16 protein-coding genes and 1 pseudogene are annotated in these 17,653 nt (G+C 69.5%); 5 read left to right on the forward strand and 12 right to left on the reverse strand.

All coding sequences use genetic code 11. From position 1 onward, the window contains the following. Positions 1 to 30: 30 nt before the first annotated feature. The 12 genes and pseudogenes from P7V53_RS29355 to P7V53_RS29410 all read right to left on the reverse strand — a co-directional run bounded on the left by P7V53_RS29355 (position 31) and on the right by P7V53_RS29410 (position 11,713). The gene (locus P7V53_RS29355) at positions 31 to 732 is read right to left on the reverse strand and encodes an ABC transporter ATP-binding protein (RefSeq protein WP_280153019.1); all 702 of its coding nucleotides are present in this window, start codon (positions 730 to 732) and stop codon (positions 31 to 33) included. Then, complete coding sequence (locus P7V53_RS29360) at positions 729 to 1,511, reverse strand: ABC transporter ATP-binding protein (RefSeq protein WP_280153020.1); 783 nt, start codon at positions 1,509 to 1,511, stop codon at positions 729 to 731. Before P7V53_RS29360 ends, P7V53_RS29355 begins: the two co-directional genes overlap by 4 nt. A gap of 13 nt (positions 1,512 to 1,524) precedes the next feature. Further along, positions 1,525 to 2,379, reverse strand: coding sequence for an IclR family transcriptional regulator (locus P7V53_RS29365; RefSeq protein WP_280153021.1), 855 nt, complete (start codon positions 2,377 to 2,379; stop codon positions 1,525 to 1,527). Positions 2,380 to 2,738: 359 nt separating this feature from the next. Then, a pseudogene (locus P7V53_RS29370) lies at positions 2,739 to 3,638 on the reverse strand (sterol desaturase family protein); the annotation flags it as partial. Positions 3,639 to 3,680: 42 nt separating this feature from the next. Continuing rightward, positions 3,681 to 4,784, reverse strand: coding sequence for a DSD1 family PLP-dependent enzyme (locus P7V53_RS29375; RefSeq protein WP_280153022.1), 1,104 nt, complete (start codon positions 4,782 to 4,784; stop codon positions 3,681 to 3,683). Then, the gene (locus P7V53_RS29380; protein ID WP_280153023.1) at positions 4,781 to 5,446 is read right to left on the reverse strand and encodes a histidine phosphatase family protein; all 666 of its coding nucleotides are present in this window, start codon (positions 5,444 to 5,446) and stop codon (positions 4,781 to 4,783) included. Before P7V53_RS29380 ends, P7V53_RS29375 begins: the two co-directional genes overlap by 4 nt. 16 nt (positions 5,447 to 5,462) lie before the next feature. Continuing rightward, a complete protein-coding gene (locus tag P7V53_RS29385) occupies positions 5,463 to 6,092 on the reverse strand; it encodes a YbhB/YbcL family Raf kinase inhibitor-like protein (protein WP_280153024.1) in 630 nt (209 codons plus the stop codon). 24 nt (positions 6,093 to 6,116) lie between these two features. Next, positions 6,117 to 6,440, reverse strand: a complete 324-nt coding sequence (locus P7V53_RS29390; RefSeq protein WP_280153025.1) for a DUF1840 domain-containing protein — start codon at positions 6,438 to 6,440, stop codon at positions 6,117 to 6,119. Beyond that, the gene (locus P7V53_RS29395) at positions 6,440 to 7,693 is read right to left on the reverse strand and encodes a cyclopropane-fatty-acyl-phospholipid synthase family protein (RefSeq protein ID WP_280153026.1); all 1,254 of its coding nucleotides are present in this window, start codon (positions 7,691 to 7,693) and stop codon (positions 6,440 to 6,442) included. The genes P7V53_RS29390 and P7V53_RS29395 overlap by 1 nt, the downstream gene beginning before the upstream one ends. Before the next feature lie 111 nt (positions 7,694 to 7,804). Beyond that, positions 7,805 to 9,925, reverse strand: a complete 2,121-nt coding sequence (locus tag P7V53_RS29400; protein ID WP_280153027.1) for a bifunctional diguanylate cyclase/phosphodiesterase — start codon at positions 9,923 to 9,925, stop codon at positions 7,805 to 7,807. Continuing rightward, complete coding sequence (locus tag P7V53_RS29405) at positions 9,922 to 11,187, reverse strand: HD-GYP domain-containing protein (protein WP_280153028.1); 1,266 nt, start codon at positions 11,185 to 11,187, stop codon at positions 9,922 to 9,924. Before P7V53_RS29405 ends, P7V53_RS29400 begins: the two co-directional genes overlap by 4 nt. An 85-nt stretch (positions 11,188 to 11,272) precedes the next feature. Further along, positions 11,273 to 11,713, reverse strand: a complete 441-nt coding sequence (locus tag P7V53_RS29410) for an Lrp/AsnC family transcriptional regulator (RefSeq protein ID WP_280153029.1) — start codon at positions 11,711 to 11,713, stop codon at positions 11,273 to 11,275. 128 nt (positions 11,714 to 11,841) lie between these two features. On the opposite strand from P7V53_RS29410, the gene P7V53_RS29415 reads away from it, so the two are divergent. From P7V53_RS29415 to P7V53_RS29435, 5 genes are all read left to right on the forward strand, one after another. Beyond that, complete coding sequence (locus P7V53_RS29415) at positions 11,842 to 12,960, forward strand: saccharopine dehydrogenase family protein (RefSeq protein ID WP_280153030.1); 1,119 nt, start codon at positions 11,842 to 11,844, stop codon at positions 12,958 to 12,960. Between the two features lie 222 nt (positions 12,961 to 13,182). Continuing rightward, positions 13,183 to 13,884 (forward strand): 3-oxoacid CoA-transferase subunit A, encoded by a 702-nt coding sequence (locus P7V53_RS29420; RefSeq protein WP_280153031.1) that lies wholly within the window; start codon positions 13,183 to 13,185, stop codon positions 13,882 to 13,884. A gap of 8 nt (positions 13,885 to 13,892) precedes the next feature. After that, positions 13,893 to 14,528 carry a 3-oxoacid CoA-transferase subunit B gene (locus P7V53_RS29425; RefSeq protein ID WP_280153032.1) on the forward strand — a complete coding sequence of 212 codons (636 nt, stop codon included), beginning with the start codon at positions 13,893 to 13,895 and terminating at the stop codon, positions 14,526 to 14,528. 11 nt (positions 14,529 to 14,539) lie between these two features. After that, complete coding sequence (pcaF, locus tag P7V53_RS29430) at positions 14,540 to 15,745, forward strand: 3-oxoadipyl-CoA thiolase (RefSeq protein WP_280153033.1); 1,206 nt, start codon at positions 14,540 to 14,542, stop codon at positions 15,743 to 15,745. A gap of 76 nt (positions 15,746 to 15,821) precedes the next feature. Continuing rightward, the gene (locus tag P7V53_RS29435) at positions 15,822 to 17,642 is read left to right on the forward strand and encodes a zinc ribbon domain-containing protein (RefSeq protein ID WP_280153034.1); all 1,821 of its coding nucleotides are present in this window, start codon (positions 15,822 to 15,824) and stop codon (positions 17,640 to 17,642) included. Positions 17,643 to 17,653 lie beyond the last annotated feature (11 nt).

Genomic DNA, 17,653 nt, shown 5'->3' on the forward strand with positions numbered 1-17,653 from the left:
CATGGGTTGAGAGAGACGGAAAGCGGGACGTCAGACGCCCAGGTATTCGTGCAGCCGTTCCTGGCGCTGCGGCAGCTCGGCCTGCGTGAACTCCTGGATCACGCGCCCGTGCTCCATCAGCAGGAAGCGGTCCGCCAGCGGGGCGGCGAAGCGGAAGTTCTGCTCCACCATGACGATCGTGTAGCCCTGGCGTCGAAGCGAGACCACGGTCTCGGCGAGCTTCTGCACGATCACCGGCGCCAGGCCCTCGGAGATCTCGTCGAGCAGCAGGAGCTTTGCACCCGTGCGCAGGATGCGCGCAACCGCCAGCATCTGCTGCTCGCCGCCCGACAGCCGCGTGCCCTGGCTCGTGGCGCGCTCCCGCAGGTTGGGGAACATGGCGTAGATCTGCTCGACGGTCATGCCGCCGCCTGCGAGCGTGGGCGGCAGCATGAGGTTCTCCTCGGCCGACAGGCTGGAGAAGATGCCGCGCTCCTCGGGACAGTAGCCGATGCCCAGCCGCGAGATGCGATGGGTGGGCAGGGCGATCGTCTCGGTGCCGCGGATCTTCACCGACCCCTTGCGGCTGCCGATCAGTCCCAGGATGGCGCGCAGCGTGCTCGTGCGGCCCGCGCCGTTGCGTCCCAGCAGCGTCACGACCTCGCCTTCGTCGACGTGCAGGTTCACGCCGTGCAGCACGTGGGATTCGCCGTACCAGCCGTGCAGCTCGCGGATCTCGAGGAACCTGGTCATCCATGTGCTCCGGCGAGGGCGACGTTGGCGCTGCCCATGTAGGCCTCGATCACCGCCGGGTTCTTCGACACCTGCTCGTACGGACCTTCGGCCAGCACGGCGCCGCGCTGCAGCACGGTGATGGTGTCGGCGATGCTCGCGACCACGCTCATGTTGTGCTCGACCATCAGCACGGTGCGCTGCGCGGCGACCTTCTTGATGAGCTGGCGGATGCGGTCGACGTCTTCCAGGCCCATGCCCTGAGTGGGCTCGTCGAGCAGCATCAGCTGGGGATCCATCGCCAGCGTGGTCGCGATCTCCAGCGAGCGCTTGCGGCCGTACGAGAGCTCCACCGCGAGCAGCTCGGCGTAGCGCTCGAGGTCCACGGCGCGCAGCAGCTCCAGCGCCCGTTCGTTCAGGCCGTGCAGCGACCGCTCGGGCTTCCAGAAGTGGAACGAGGTCCCGAGCTTTCGCTGCAGCGCCACGCGAACGTTCTCCAGCACGCTGAGGTGAGGGAACACCGCCGAGATCTGGAACGAACGGATCACGCCGCGGCGCGCCACGTGCGCCGCCGACTCGGCGGTGATGTCGTCGCCGTCGAAGACGATGTGGCCCGAGGTGGGCGCGAGGAACTTCGTCAGCAGGTTGAAGCAGGTGGTCTTGCCGGCGCCGTTGGGTCCGATCAACGCATGGATGGTGCCCCGCCGCACGCGCAGGTTCACCTTGTTGACGGCGATGAAGCCCTTGAACTCGCGCGTGAGCTCGCGTGTCTCGAGGATGATGTCGGCGTTGTCGCTCATGGTCGTCGGCGCCTCATGAACGTGTTCGGCGGCGCGCTGCAGGCGCGGACTCGGGCAGCGGCAGCTCACCGCCCAGGCGGCGCGACAGCAATCGCGCCGCCTCGACCACCACGCGGCGCTGCCGCTCGCCGTGGTCGCTGCCGAGCATCGCCTTGTGGATGCACACGCCGATGCCGGCCACCGGCTGGCCGGTCGCGTCGAAGACCGGCGCGCCGATGCAGTACACGCCCTCGCGCACATTCTCGTCGTCGATGCTGTGGCCGCGCCGGCGCGTGAGCGTCAGCTCCTTCATCAGCTCGGCCACGGTCTTCGGGCCCTTGCCGGCCATGCGCACGAGCGTGGGGCCGGGGAACAGGCGGCGCACGAAGGCTTCGTCGTGCCAGGCCAGCATGGCCCGGCCGGTGGCGGCGAGGTGCGCCGGCAGCCGCATGCCGACGTTGAACGCCAGCCCGAGCGGGCGCAGGCCGTTGCGCGCCGCGACATAGACGACTTCGGCGCCGTTCAGCACCGACAGCAGCACGGTCTCTTCGGGCGCGGTGCGCGCGTCCTTCCACAGCGCGCTGAACTCCTGGGCGACGCTGGTGCCGTGCACGAACGCCTCGGCCAGGCACATGACGCGCGGACCGATCATGAACGCGCCGTCGTCCTGCCGGCGCAGGTAGCCGAAGGACACGAGCGTGTTGCACAGGCCGTGGACGCTGCTCTTGGGCAGCGACAGCTCGCTCGCAAGGCGGGCCAGCGTCATCGGCTGGCGCCCTTCAGCCAGCCGGTCGAGCAGCGTCAATGCACGGCTGAGCGCGGGCACGAGCGCCGGCGGCTCGACGCTGGAGCGCCTTGGCGGGACATGGCGTGAGGCGGTCGCTTCCATCCACAACATCGCGTCTTGACTGTTCAGCCTGCTGAACGCAGTTCGATAGGACAAAGACGGCGAGTCTAGGAAGGTGCGCCTCGAAAGTCACCCTCGGCAAGCGGCGATGCGGGTAAGTCCTGTTCGGGAGAGTACGGGGCGGTGTGCACGACGACCCGGCATCAGCCATCCGCCTGCAATTGACGGACGGCGGCATCGCGCGGCGTGCAGATCACGCCCACGCCCCACAGCCCCGCGACGATTCCCGCCGCCGCTGCCGCCTGCTGCGCCGCCGTCAGCGTGTGCGCGTTCCACAGGAACAGGGTGGTCGCGTTCAACAGCAGCAGGAACAGCGCGATCGCCGCAATGGCGGCACCCTTGCTCAGCGGCGGGTCGAAGCGGGCGACCTGGGCGATGTCGAAGGCCGGCTTCGGCCAGCGCGCGGCGACATCCGGCGGCCGCCATCCCGGATGCTTGAACCACACCCGAAGCTTGTCGCCCCACGACTCCGCGCGCCACGAGTCGAGCGCCATGTCGCGGTAGTTGTGCAGGTTGGCCCACAGCGGATTCCAGCTGCGCAGCGGACCGCGTGTCCCGTAGACGCACGGCTCGGCGTCGTCTTCCGGCTGGAAGCTGCCGAAGAGCCGGTCCCAGACGATCAGGATGCCGCCGTAGTTGCGATCGAGGTACTTGTCGTTCACCGCATGGTGCACGCGGTGATTGCTGGGAGCGCAGAACCACCGGTCGAACCAGCCGAGCTTGCCGATCTGCTGCGTGTGCACCCAGAACTGGTACAGCAGGTCGATCAGCGCGACGGTGCCGAACACCAGAGGCGGGAAGCCCAGCACCGCCATCGGCAGGTAGAACAGCCATCCGCCGATCCAGCCGCTGGAGGTCTGCCGCAAGGCGGTGGACAGGTTGTAGTCCTCGCTCTGGTGGTGCACCACGTGCGCGGCCCAGAACAGCGCGACGGTGTGGCCGAGTCGGTGGTGCCAGTAATAGCACAGGTCGTACAGCAGCAGCCCGGCCACCCACACCCACAGCGCGTCGGCGGGCAGCTCCCACAGCGCCGCATGCGTGTAGGCGACGGTGTAGACGCCGATGGCCATCAGCTTGGTCAGCACGCCCACCAGCTGGCTCATGATGCCCAGGCCGATGCTGTTCAGCGCGTCGCTGAGGCGATAGGTGTTGCACCCGCGTTTCCAGCCGACCACGAACTCGACGCCGATCAGCAGGAAGAACACGGGGGTCGCGAGGACGATGATCTGCGGCCCGGTCATGCGGCGATGATCGCGCCGCAGCCACCCCCGGCGCAATCGGGGTTAGCGAACGCAGCCTCGGGCGTCGATGCGCCACACGGCCTCGACCGTGCCTCGCTCCAGCCCGCCGCGCACGGCGACGTAGTCGTCGTGCAGGTTGACCGTCGGGTCGCAGTGCCCGGGCACCAGCCACACCGTGTCGCCGAGTGCCGGCAGCGCCGCGCCGCGCAGGATGCCGTGCTCGTCGCCGCCGTTTGCGTAGTCGAGCTCGCGCTGCCACACGCGCGGCAGGCCGGAGTCGATGGCATGCGACTTGTGCCCCGCATCGATCACGGCGTGCGCATGGCCGCGGCTGATGACCTGCGCCTTGACGAACAGCGCGTGCTCGAAGCGAGGCGCATTCGGCGTGGGCTCGTTGTCGGCGTAGTCACGGTCCATGAATAGATAGCTGCCGCACTGCAGCTCGCCGTACACGCCGCTGGCCGCTTCCAGCGCAAAGCTGCCGGTGCCGGCACCGGTGACCAGCGGACAGGCGACACCCGCCGCGGTGACCGCGGCCTGGGCGGCTCGCGCCAGAGCGACCGCATGGCGGATCGCCGCTTCGCGCTCGGCTGCCGTGCGCAGGTGCTGCGCGCGGCCGTGATAGGCCTGGAGCCCGGCGAAAGGCAGGCCGTGCGCGATGACCTGCTGCGCCAGGGCCCCGGCGGCCGCCGGGGCGACGCCACAGCGGCCCTGCCCGACGTCGACTTCGACGAAGACGTCCGCGCGGCTGCCGGCGACGCGCAGCGCCTGCGCCAGCCGGTCGACGCCGAGGGAAGAGTCGACCGCCACCGCCAGACGCACGCGCTGCGCCAGCTGCGCCAGCCGCGCCAGCTTGTCCGGCGCGATCACTTCGTTGCTGATGTAGATGTCGCCGATGCCACCCGCGGCCAGCGCTTCGGCTTCGCCCAGCTTCTGCACGCACACGCCCACTGCGCCCGCCTCGACCTGACGCCGCGCGATGGCCGCGCTCTTGTGCATCTTGGCGTGGGGCCGCAGCCGCATGCGGTGCTGCCGGGCGAAGTCGGCCATGCGATGAAGGTTGCGCTCCATCGCGTCGAGGTCGATCACCAGCGCAGGTGAGGCGACGGCGTCGACGTGATCGCCGACGCAGGCGGCCGGCGTCATGCCGCCGCGCTCCCGACGCGGTCGGCCGACTCGTCGCGCGTGTCGTGTTCGAGGTGGAAGGTGTCGCTCCATCCGATCAGCGAGAAGCCCTGGGGCGTGTAGAGCAGCCGGTTGATGCTGGCGTTGCCGAGCTGCCAGGAGCGCGGCGCCTGCAGGTCGATGCGCGATGCCGCGCGGTACAGGCAGTCCATCACGCCGCCGTGGGCGATGACCGCGATGGTCTGCCCGGGGTGCGCCGCGGCGAGGCGGGTGGCGGCCGCGATCGTGCGGTCGTAGAACCGGCGCAGCGATTCGCCGCCGCCGGGCGCGAAGTCGATTTCGCGGCGTCTCCAGCGCTCGCTCTGCTGCGGCCACCGCGTCTCGATCTCCTGCCAGGTGTGCCCTTCGAACTCGCCGAATCCGCGCTCGCGCAGGCCGACGTCGGTGACGACGGGCAGGCCACAGGCCGCGGCCACCGCCTGCGCCGTCTCGTAGGCGCGCAGCAGGTCGCTGGCGTACAGGGCCGCGAGGTTCTCGTCGGCCACCGCAAGCGCCACACGGCGCGCCTGCCAGCGCCCGACGTCGTTCAGCGGGACATCGAGCTGTCCCTGGATGCGCGTGTCGACGTTCCACGCCGTTTCGCCATGGCGGATCGCGATGACGCGGGTGGCGTGTTCGTGCATCGGGCAGCGCGCTCGATCAGCGCAGCAGGCGCTTGTTGAGGGTGTAGGTGCCCGAATGAGTGGCCTCGCCACGCACGTACGGATAGATCGCCTCGCGCACCTGGGCGCCGGTGAACGCGCCCTCGACAGGCGCGCGCTCGATGCTCAGCGCGTACAGCGTGAACACGTAGTGGTGGATCAGCGAGTCGTTGAACGGCGGGAAGGGTCCGTCATAGCCGAAGTAGTCGCCGGCCCTTTGCGCGTCGCCGGCGAACCAGCCGGTGAAATCGTTGAGGCCATGGCGGGCCCCGTGCAGCGTCGCCGGCCCGGGCTTGCCACGCGCGGTGAAGCCGCGGCTGAACTCGCCTTCGCGGATCTCGCGCAGCGACGCCGGCAGGTCGACCAGCACCCAGTGGAAGAAGTCGACCCGCGGCAGGTCGCTGGGCACTTCGCGGTCGGCCTTGTTCACGTCGTCGCCGCGGCTGGGCACGTCGAAGTCGTGGCAGATGAGCGCGAACGACTGCGTGCCGGCCGGCACCTCGCTCCAGGCGAGGTGCGGGTTGAGGTTGTCGGAGAACGTCGGCGTACCGCCATCGTCCAGCCTGCCTGCCGCGTAAAGAGCGGGAATGCGCTCCCCGTTGATCCAGCTATCGCTCCACAGCTTCATCGTCGGACTCCCTGTTCTCGGTGGTCACACGCCCCAGACGATCTCTTTGTCGTCGGCGTGCGCGCGTTTCATCATGTCGACCAGCGGCCAGGCGCGCTGGCGCAGGGTGACCGCCTCGCGTGGCGGCAACGACCTGCCCTCGGCGGCGGCATCGGCCTCGGCCTGCTTGCGCGCATTCTCCTCGTCGACGATGGCACGCTCGATGGCCTGAATGGCGGCCGGCATGTCGGCGGGCTCGATGATGCCCTTGGGTGCCGGAACCTTGCCGATGATGCGCAGCACGTGATCGCCGCTGGGTTCCATCATGATCACGTCGCCGGCGGCCTTGGACTTGAATTTGTAGATCATCAGCGGTAGATGTAGGACCGATTGAAGGGGTAGGCCGATTGTGCGCCTCGCATCGGCCCGTCGGCGACGTCGCCGCTCGGCCTCGCCGCGAGCATCTGGTACAGCGACATCCACCCGCGCTCGAAGCACATCGCGCTGCCCGCCAGGTACAGCCGGTAGGCGCGCACGATGCGGTCATGGGTGAGGTCGCGCGCCTCGGCCAGACGCGACTCCAGCCCGTCGCTCCAGGCCCACAGCGTGCGGGCATAGTGCGGTCGCAGGTTTTCGACGTCCAGCGGCTCCAGGCGGGCCTCGCTCATCACCTTCAGCACGTGCGACACGTGCAGCAGCTCGCCGCCGGGGAAGATGTAGCGCTCGATGAAATCGCCCATGCCGGCGCCGAGCTGGTCGTTGCGCGTGCCACCGGCCGTGATGCCGTGGTTCATCAGCAGGCCGCCCGGCTTCAGCAAGCGGTGGATCTTCGCGAAGTAGGTCGGCAGCTGCGCCCGGCCCACGTGCTCGAACATGCCGATCGACGCGATCTTGTCCCACGGTTCGCCTTCGGGCAGGTCGCGGTAGTCGCGCAGCTCCATCGCCACCCGCCCCTTGAGGCCCTTCTCCTCGATCAGCCGGTTCACGTGCGCGTGCTGGTTCTTGCTCAGCGTGATCCCGTGGGCCGTGACCCCGTAGTGCTCGGCTGCCCACAGCAGCAGCCCGCCCCAGCCGGCGCCGATGTCGAGAAAGCGCTCGCCCTCGCGCAGCATCAGCTTGCGGCAGATGTGGTCCAGCTTGGCCTCCTGCGCCTGCGCCAGCGTCATCCCGGCGTCGCGGAAGTAGGCACAGGAGTAGACGCGGCGCGGATCGAGCCACAGCGCGTAGAACTCGTCGGAGACGTCGTAGTGGAACTGCACCTGCTCGGCGTCGGCGCGCTTGTGGTGGCGCGCCCGCGAGCGGCTGTGGCGCGCCAGCTCGCTCCACCAGCGCAGCGGTGCCGCGGCCGCGTCGTCTCGCAAGGGGTCTTCGCCCATCATCTGCGCGGCGATCAGCATGACGTCGCGCATGGCGCCCTGGATGTCGAGCTTGCCCTCGACGTGGTCCTCCGCCACCCGGCCCACCTGACCAGCGGCCAGCTTGGCCAGCGCCGAGAGGTCGTACAGCTTCACGGTGACGCGGGCGTCGGCCGCACCGACTCGAGCGCCACCGGGCAGCTGCACCGCGAGCGGCACGTCCAGCGTGGCGAGCTTCTTCTCCAGCAGCGAGGTGACCGGAATCATGGCGCTCCCAGAACCAGGAGCGTTGCCGCGCGGTCGGCGACCGCGGTCCCTCGGACGCTCCTGTGGCGACGACTTTACAAAAAATCGCCTGGAAACGTCGTCGTCAAGGTGTCATGCCGAAGGCAGCCGGCCGAAGGCGCTGCCGATCACGTCGGTCTGGCTGCCCAGGCGCGCTTCGAAACTCGCGCTGTCCAGCGCCGGCGCGAACAGGAAGCCCTGGTACTGCTCGCAGCCGGTGCCGGCCAGGAACGCGCGCTGCGCCTCGGTCTCGACGCCTTCGGCGACGACTTCGAGCTGCAAGGCGCGGCCCAGGCTCACGATCGCGTTGACGATGCCGGCATCGCTGGCATCGCTGGGCAGCCCGCGCACGAAGCTGCGGTCGATCTTCAGCCGGTCGATCGGAAAGCGCTTGAGGTAGCCGAGGCTCGAGTAGCCGGTGCCGAAATCGTCGATCGCGAGCTTGACGCCGAGCCCGGACAGCGCCTGCAGGCGCAGCAGCGCATCGTGGGCGTTCTGGATCAGGATGGACTCGGTGAGCTCGAGCTCCAGCAGCTGGGCCGGCAACGCGGCGTCCTTCAGTGCCGCGGCCACGCTGTCGACGAAGCCGTCACGGTGGAACTGCACCGCCGACACGTTGATCGAGACGACCAGGTCGCGGCCCTGCGCGTGCCAGCGCGCGGCCTGCTGCACCGCCTGGCGCAGCACCCACTCGCCGATGGCGATGATGAAGCCGCTGGCCTCGGCCACCGGGATGAACTCGCCGGGCGGGACGTCGCCGAGCTCGGGATCGCGCCAGCGCAGCAGCGCCTCCGCGCCCAGCACCCGCCGGCTGCCCATGTCGACCTGGGGCTGGTAGTGCACCCTGAAGTGGCCATGGGCCAGCCCCTGGCGCATCGCGTGGTCCAGGCGCAGGCGGCCGCGGGCCGGCGGCTGTCCGCTGGCATCGCCGGGCTCGTGGAAGCGATAGGCGGCGCGGCCGGCTTGCTTGACCTGCTGCATCGCGCCATGGGCGTGGCGCAACAGGTCGTCGAGTTGCGCCCCGCCTGCGGGATACAGCGCGATGCCGATGCTGCAGGTGACCGTGAAGCTGAGGCCCCCGTGGGCGAACGGGCCTTGCATCGTCTCGAGGATGCGGCGCGCCGCCGCCTCGGCGCCCGCCGCATCGGCCTGGTGAGCCAGCACGACGAACTCGTCGCCGCCCAGGCGCGCCACGGTGTCGACCTGGCGCATGCAGGCGCCCAGCCGCCCCGCGATGTCGCACAGCACGCGGTCGCCGAATTCATGGCCCAGCGTGTCGTTGATGTGCCTGAAATGGTCGAGGCCGGCGACCAGCAGCGCAAAGGAGGTGCCTTCGCGCTGCGCCAGCGCCGTCGCGAACTGCACCCGGTCGGCCAGCACGCGGCGCGTCGGCAGGCCGGTCAGCGTGTCGGTGTGCGACAGCGTCTCGATGCGGCGCTGCGCCGCCAGGCGCTCGCTGATGTCTCGGAACGAAAAGACCCTTCCGACGCTCGCCCCGCGGGAGCTCTGCGGCCGCGCTACCCGCTGCAGCACCCGGCCGCAGCGCAGGATGACGGTGTCCACCGACTGCAGCAGCTCGCTGTCCTCGATCGCGGCGAGTCGGTGTGCGTAGCCCGTCGGGTCGCTGACGCTGCGCTGCATGAAGGCGGCGACTTCGTGCGCATCGCGCCGGCGCAGCACTTCGTCGGGCAGCGACCACAGGCGCGCGAAGGTGTGGTTGAAGCTGCGGATGCGACCGGCCAGGTCGGTGACCAGGATGCCGTCGGCCGTCGATTCGAGCGTCGCCGCGAGCTCGGCGACGCGCGACTCGAGCTCGCCTTCGATCCGGCACTGCTCGCTGCGGTCGTGCATCACCAGCACGAAGAGGCTGGACCCGCCGGCGGCGGACAGGCGGCTCACGCGGCGCAGCACCGGCACGCAGGTGCCGTCGTTGCGCCGCAGCCAGGTCTGCGACTCGATCGCCTGCTCGAGGCCTCCCGCCGCGTCGCTCCAGAACTGGAAATCCTCCGGCGTGGCGCACAGGCCTTTCACGTCGCGCCCGCGCAGACCCGGCACGTCCGCGCCGAGCAGGTCCGCGGCGGCGGCGTTGGCCGCGACCACGCGCAGGGAGGCACCGTCGACGAGGCACACCGCGTCCAGCATGCCCTCGATCAGGCCGGCGGTCAGTGCCGTCGCGGCGACTGCGGCGTGTTCGTCTGCCTGCGGCGGCTTCATGCCATGGCCTCCTCGGCGGCGGGTTCGAAGAAGTAGGCGACGCGCGGCCGCGACTCCAGCGTGGCCTGGGCCTCGCGCGGCAGCTGCGACGCGCGCAGGCTGCGCCGGATGCCCAGCGTCGGATGCCGCTCGAGGTCGATCGCCAGGCCCTCGTCGGCCGGATGACGGGGGTCGCACACCACGACCCGCGGCTTCAGCGGCCGCGTGGAGTTCACGCCGACCACTGTCGCGTAGCGGTCGTCGGTCAGCTGCACCACCGAGCCGGGCGGGTACACGCCCATCATCCGGATGAAGGCGCCGAGGATTGCCGTGTCGTACCGGTTTCGGCCCTGTGAAAACAGCAGCGACAGCGCCTCGTGCGGCGTCAGCGCCTTTGCCGGCAGGTGTGGATTGCAGAGATTGTCGTAGCGATCGACCAGCGCGACGATGCTCGACGCCGGCGTCATGCGCTCGCTGCCGAGCCTGAGCGGGAAGCCGCTGCCGTCGGCCGTCTCATGGTGCTGCGCGATGACGAGCGACGCACCCGGCGACAGACCCATCTTCAGCGCGTGCGCCACTCCGTGCGCCACGTGCTGCTCGTAGAAGCGGGCCTCCGCCGGCGTGAAATGATCCTCGCGGTGGCGCACGCGCGCGGGCAGGTCCAGCTTGCCCATGTCGTGCAGCAGCGCGCCGACGCCGAGGTCGAGCATGTCGGTGTCGCCGAAGCCGAGCGTGCGGCCCATCAGCAGCGAGATCAGGGCCACGTTCACCGCGTGCGCAGAAGCCTTGTCGCCGGCGGCCTCGGTGAGCAGCCGGATGCAGAGTTCGCCGTCGCCGGCCATCTTGTCGACCAGCGCGCGAGACAGTGCCTGCGCCTGGTCGCGGGCAGCGATGGGTTGGGTGGTGACCAGGTCGGTGAGCCGGCGGCAGTCGCGGGCGGCCTCGGCAAATTGACGCTCGCACACGGCGAGCGAGGCGCGCTGCGCCGACAGCGCTTCGCGGCCGCGTCGGCGCTCCGCCGCTTCGGGCGTCTCGCACGGCGCTGCGGCAGGCGGCGCGACGGCGGCGGCCTGCGCAGTCGCGTCGGCCAGCAGGCTGTGCTCGGGGCTCCAGCGCAGCTTGCCCAGACCCAGGGATCGGATGATGGCGATCTGCTCGGCCGAGGCGATGCGAAAGCTGGACAGCGGAAACGGGTGCGACATCCAGCCCACATCGAGATGCACGAACATCCCGACACGCAGCGCGTCGACTTCGATCTGAATGGTGGATCCGGTGTTTTTCATCCCTGCAGGCGACCGCATTCGAGGCGGACGGCCTGGCCAGGACTATCGGCAAGCAGCGCTGAAGCTTGAGAGATCGGTGGAAACCCTAGCGCTCGATCCGTGTGGACAGGACGATCGCGGAAGTCGTGCGCTCCACGCCGTCGAGTGCGCCGATGCGATCGATCAGGGCGTCCAGCTCGCCGATGGACGTGGCGGCCACCACGGCAATCAGGTCGAAGGGCCCGCTGACCGAATGCAGCACGCGCACCTCGGGAATCTTGCGCAGCGCCAGCTCGATGGCGGCGCTCTGCTTGGGCACGAGCGTGATCAGGACATGGGCGCGCACCAGCGACTGCTCGAGCTCGTCGGGCACGGTGATCGTGTAGCCGGCGATGACCCGCTGGCGCTGCAGTCGTTCCATGCGGCTTTGCACCGTGGTGCGCGACAGCTTCAGCTTGCGCGCCAGGACCGCCGTCGGCGCGCGGGCGTCCTCGCGCAGCAGCGCGAGGAGCTCGCGATCGGTGGCGTCGAGAACGGGCTTTCGCATATCGACGAAGTTTAGTCGGCAGTTCGCCGACGAGCGCACCGCTGATCGTCGAGTGAGTGGCTGCGCTTTGCGCAAAGCGGCACGAGAATTGCCCCGTTCTTAACGACAACCTGCGCGAGGGCGACTCCATGAAAAGCATCCTGGTCATCGGCGGCGGCAAGATCGGGTCGGTGGTCGCCGACCTGCTGGTGCAGACACCGGAGGACACGGGCTACCGGGTCACGGTCGCCGACCGCTCGGCGGCCCAATTGGCCGAAATCGATGCCGATGCGCGCAAGTCGGCGCGCCTGTCGACGCTGTGCCTGGACGTCACCGACGCCGTGGCGCTGCGCGGCGCGATGAAGGGCCGCTTCGCGGTGCTCAGCGCCGCGCCGTACCACCTGACCGTCAAGGTGGCCGAAGCGGCGCGCGAACTGGGCGTGCACTACCTCGACCTGACGGAGGACGTCGCCAGCACCCGCCGCATCCGCCAGCTGTCTGCCGGCGCGAACACCGCCTTCATCCCGCAGTGCGGCCTTGCCCCCGGCTTCATCTCCATCGTCGCCGCCGACCTCGCGCGCCAGTTCGACAAGCTCGATTCGGTGCGCATGCGCGTCGGAGCGCTGCCGGCGTATCCCAGCAACGCGCTGAACTACAACCTGACCTGGAGCACCGAGGGCGTCATCAACGAGTATTGCGAGCCCTGCGAGGCCATCGTCGACGGCCAGCTTCGCGAGGTGCCGGCCCTCGAGGAACGCGAGGAGTTCGCGCTCGACGGCGTGCAATACGAGGCGTTCAACACCTCGGGCGGCCTGGGCACGCTGTGCGAGACGCTCAAGGGCAACGTGCGCACGCTGAACTACCGCACCATCCGCTACCCCGGCCACGCCGCGATCATGAAGGCGCTGCTGCACGACCTGCGCCTGCGCGACCGCCGCGACGTGCTCAAGGACATCCTGGAGAGGGCCGTTCCCGCGACCATGCAGGACGTCGTCATCGTCTTCGTCACCGTCGCCGGACTGAAGGACGGCAAGCTGCTTCAGGACAGCTACGCCCGCAAGATCTACAGCCACGTGCTGGCGGGCAAGATGCGCAGCGCGATCCAGATCACGACGGCCAGCAGCTTGTGCGCGATGCTGGACATGCTCGCCGCAGGCAGCCTGCCGCAAGCGGGCTTCGTGAAGCAGGAGGATGTGCCGCTCGAAGCCTTCCTGGCCAACCGGTTCGGGCGGGTCTACGCCATGGAAGAGCTCTCCAAGGCCGCCTGAGCCTTTCGGCTCGAGCCGCCTTGAAGGCTCGGCCACACACCGCTCCCCAAAGCCCCTCCTGGAGGGGCTTCAGCATGAGGACGAGCCGCCATGGCGGCGTTCAAAGGACCTGGGGCCGGAGGCCCCAGTCCGCCCATGGCCACGACCCTGCTTTGTCGGGCTTCTCTGTATACTGTTCCCTAATCGAACGCTTGTTCTATTAGAGAACAAAAGGAGATACCCGTGATCGACAAGATCTCGCCCAGCGTCGAAGCGGCGCTGCAGGGCATTCCCGATGGTGCCACCGTGATGATCGGTGGCTTCGGTGGCGCAGGACAGCCGGCCGAGCTGATCGACGGGCTGATCGCCCAGGGCGCGCGTGAGCTCACCATCGTCAACAACAACGCCGGCAACGGCGAGGTCGGACTGGCCGCGCTGCTGAAAACCGGCCGGGTGCGCAAGATCATCTGCAGCTTCCCCCGCCAGGTCGACTCGCAGGTGTTCGACGGCCTGTACCGCGCCGGCAAGATCGAGCTGGAGCTGGTGCCGCAGGGCAACCTCGCCGAGCGCATCCGCGCCGCCGGCGCCGGCATCGGCGGCTTCTTCACACCCACCGGCTACGGCACCGATCTGGCCAAGGGCAAGGAAACGCGCGAGATCGACGGCCGCATGTACGTGCTCGAGGCGCCGATCCACGCCGACGTGGCGCTGATCAAGGCCGAGCGGGGCGACCGCTGGGGCAACCTCGTGTACCGCAAGACCGCGCGCAACTTCGGTCCCATCATGGCCATGGCCGCCAGGCGCACGGTCGCGTCGGTGCACGACATCGTGGAACTCGGCGCCCTGGACCCCGAGCACATCGTGACGCCGGGCATCTTCGTGCAGAGCGTCGTCCTGGTGCCCCGCACCGCCACCGGCCCCGCCGGCTTCCGCCAGGCCGCATGAGGACTCCCATGCAAAAGCTCAACCGTGATCAGATGGCCGCCCGCGTGGCCCGCGACATTCCCGAAGGTGCCTACGTCAACCTGGGCATCGGCCTGCCGACGCTGGTGGCCAATCACCTGCCGAAGGAGCGCGAGATCTTCCTGCACAGCGAGAACGGCCTGCTCGGCATGGGTCCGGCGCCGGCGCCCGGCGACGAGGATTACGACCTCATCAATGCCGGCAAGCAGCCGGTCACCCTGCTCAAGGGAGGTGCCTTTTTTCACCACGCAGACAGCTTCGCGATGATGCGCGGCGGCCACCTCGACATCTGCGTGCTCGGCGCGTTCCAGGTGTCCGCCGGCGGCGATCTGGCCAACTGGCACACCGGCGCACCCGACGCCATCCCGGCCGTCGGCGGCGCGATGGACCTGGCCATAGGCGCGAAGCGGACTTTCGTGATGATGGAGCACCTCACCAAGGCCGGCGAGAGCAAGATCGTCGAGCGCTGCACGTATCCGCTGACCGGCATCGGCTGCGTGAGCCGCATCTACACCGACCTCGCGGTGCTCGACGTGACGCCGCAAGGTCTCAGGGTGGTCGAGACCTTCAACGGCCTCGGCTTCGAGGAATTGCAGCGGCTCACCGGCGTGCCGCTCAGCCACTGAAGGAACGAACCATGAGCACCGACGCATTCATCTGCGACGCCCAGCGCACCCCTTTCGGCCGCTACGGCGGCGCGCTGTCTTCCGTGCGGGCCGACGACCTCGGCGCGATCCCGCTGAAAGCGCTGATGGCACGCAACAAGGAAGTCGATTGGGAAGCGGTGACCGACGTGATCTACGGCTGCGCCAACCAGGCCGGCGAGGACAACCGCAACGTCGCGCGCATGTCCTCGCTGCTGGCCGGCCTGCCGATGGGCGTGCCGGGCTCCACGGTCAACCGCCTGTGCGGCTCGGGCATGGACGCGGTCGGCACGGCGGCACGTGCCATCAAGAGCGGCGAGGCCGTGCTGATGATCGCCGGCGGCGTCGAAAGCATGAGCCGCGCTCCGTTCGTCATGCCCAAGGCCGAGACCGCGTTCTCGCGCAGCAACGCCGTCTACGACACCACCATCGGGTGGCGCTTCGTCAACAAGCTGATGAAGGAACAGTACGGCGTCGACTCGATGCCCGAGACGGCGGAGAACGTGGCCGGCGACTACCGCATCGAACGCGATGCACAGGACCGCATGGCCCTCGCCTCGCAGCTCAAGGCGGTGGCCGCGCAGCAGTCGGGCTTCTTCGATGCCGAGATCACGCCGGTCACCATCGCTCAGAAGAAGGGCGATCCGCTGATCGTCGCCAAGGACGAGCATCCGCGCGAGACATCGCTGGAGGCCCTGGCCAAGCTGAAGGGCGTGGTGCGGCCGGACGGCACGGTGACGGCTGGCAACGCGTCGGGTGTCAATGACGGTGCCTGCGCGCTGCTGCTGGCCGGCGAGTCGGCCGCGGCCAGGCACGGCCTCACGCCGCGCGCCCGCGTCGTCGGCATGGCCACCGCCGGCGTGCCGCCGCGCGTCATGGGCATGGGGCCCGCCCCCGCGACGCGCAAGGTGCTGGCGCTGACCGGCCTCACGCTGGAGCAGATCGACGTCATCGAGCTCAACGAGGCCTTCGCCGCCCAAGGCCTGGCCGTGCTGCGCGATCTCGGGCTGAAGGACGACGACGCGCGGGTCAACCCCAACGGCGGCGCCATCGCGCTGGGCCATCCCCTCGGCGCGAGCGGCGCGCGGCTGGTCACCACCGCGGTGAACCAGTTGCACCGCATCAAGGGCCGCTATGCGCTGTGCACGATGTGCATCGGCGTCGGCCAGGGCATCGCGCTCATCGTCGAGCGGGTCTGAAGATCCCCTAACACGCCGGGCTTCCGCGCGGGCGTGCGCCTCCTACACTGGTGAGCTCTTCACCGGGGGAGGCGCCATGTCGTACGACTACAGTTCCGAGTCCAAGCTGCTGGAGCTGCCCAATCCGTACCAGCTGCAGAACCGGCTCCTGTGGGCTTGCGCCGTGCTGCTCGTCGCCGCCGGCGTGACCAGCCTGTGGTGGGCGCGCACCGCGATGCAGGACCAGTCGGTGCGGCTCGCCGCGGCACCGCTCATCACCGGCCTGCTGCTGCTCGCAGCCGGCATCACCTGCGCCGCGACGGCCGCGCGCCGCCTGCGCTTCTTCTTCGGCCGGGGCCGTCCAGCCTCGCTGGCGCCGGAGATTCCGGTCGGCGCCAGCGGGGGATCGCCGGCGGCCGACCAGGTCAAGGAGATTCTTCGTCAGGGCGGCCTGACCTATCCCGAGCCGCAAGGTGCGATCGAAGGCGTGCTGTACCACTGGATGCCCACCTTGATCACGGCGCCGCGAGAAGTGCAGACGCTGGCCCGGCGCTTCGTCTTCAATCTCGCGGCCGTCGCGGCGACGCTGATCAGCTTCCTGTTCTCGTGGTGGGTGTTCGGCACCGACGCCACGCGTCCGTGGATCGGGTTCCTGTACTTCGCCTTCGGCGTCTTCTTTCTGCTCAAGCCGGTGCTGTCACAGGACCGCGCACGGCTCACCAGCGCTTCGCTGATCGGATTGATCGCGGTCGCCATCCTCGGTCCGGTGGCGATCGGCCTGTTCGCCCCGAGCCTGCCCCGTCTGGGCGAGTTCTCGCTCAACACGCAGACCTTCGTGATGCTGGCCACCGCACTGGTCGCCTGCGGCCTGGCGATGGCAGCGGTGCTCGCGCAGGTCGACAGCGCGCCGCAGACGCGCGCCAGCGTCGAGCAGGGACGCCTGTCGATGAACGCGCCGCCGGCAAGCCTCATGGACGAGCTCGATCGCCAGTTGCAGTCCGAATGGACCGAGCGCATTCCCAACCGCCGCTACGGACGCATCGAGCCGGCGACGCCCGCGGCCACACCGGCCGGCAGCTTTGCCGGCGAGCTGTTCGAGGAGACGCAGCCCTTGCCGGTGGCCGGCACGAAGGCCCCCAGCTTCGCCGCGGCGATCGCCGATCGACGCCACCGGCCGCTGCTGTTGCTCGATTTGTACGCGGTGCTGCTGGTGCTGGTGGCCGCCGGCATGGCGCTGGCCTTCGTGCGCGGCTTCGACGCGCTCGCCGGCTGGCAGAACAACCGCATCTCGCTGCTGGGCAACTCGGCCATCCTCGCGTTCGTCGCCGCGTTCTGCTTCCAGTCGTCGGCGCGGCTGTGGGGCCGCTTCAACTTCGAGTCGGTGCTCGTCTGGGTGGAAATGATCGGCAATTACCAGACCTCGCGCATCGGCACCGGCAACAACCTGACCAGCCGGATGAACACCCAGAACGACGTGGTGCGCACCGAGGCGATGACCTTGCGCATCTGGCGTGCGCGCATCGAGTCGGTCGTGTTCGGCAAGGACGATGCGCGCCAGGTGACCGCGATGTTTTCCACCGAGCGCGAGGCCAAGGCGCTGGCCTTGCACCTGATGCAGTTCGCGCGCAGCCAGAGCGTGCTCGTTGCGCCGGGCTCGACCGAGGACCAGGCGCGCATCGCGGCGCTGAACACCGGCGAGCGATCGCTGACCGGGGCCGCCGACACCCGCTCGGCCGCCCAGCTCAGCCGGCAGATCCACACCGCGGCCGCGCTGCAATCGGTGGAGCCGCCGTCGCTGGTCGACCTCGACCTGGAAGCCGATGCACCGACGCCGCGCCTGCACTGCACGCAGTGCGGCGCGGCGGCGACCCCGAACGCGCGCTTCTGCGCGAACTGCGGGACGCCGCTGACCCGCTAGCGCGACGGGGG

Origin of the sequence: Piscinibacter sp. XHJ-5 (genome assembly GCF_029855045.1) — a bacterium.
Taxonomy (GTDB): Bacteria; Pseudomonadota; Gammaproteobacteria; order Burkholderiales; family Burkholderiaceae_C; genus Albitalea.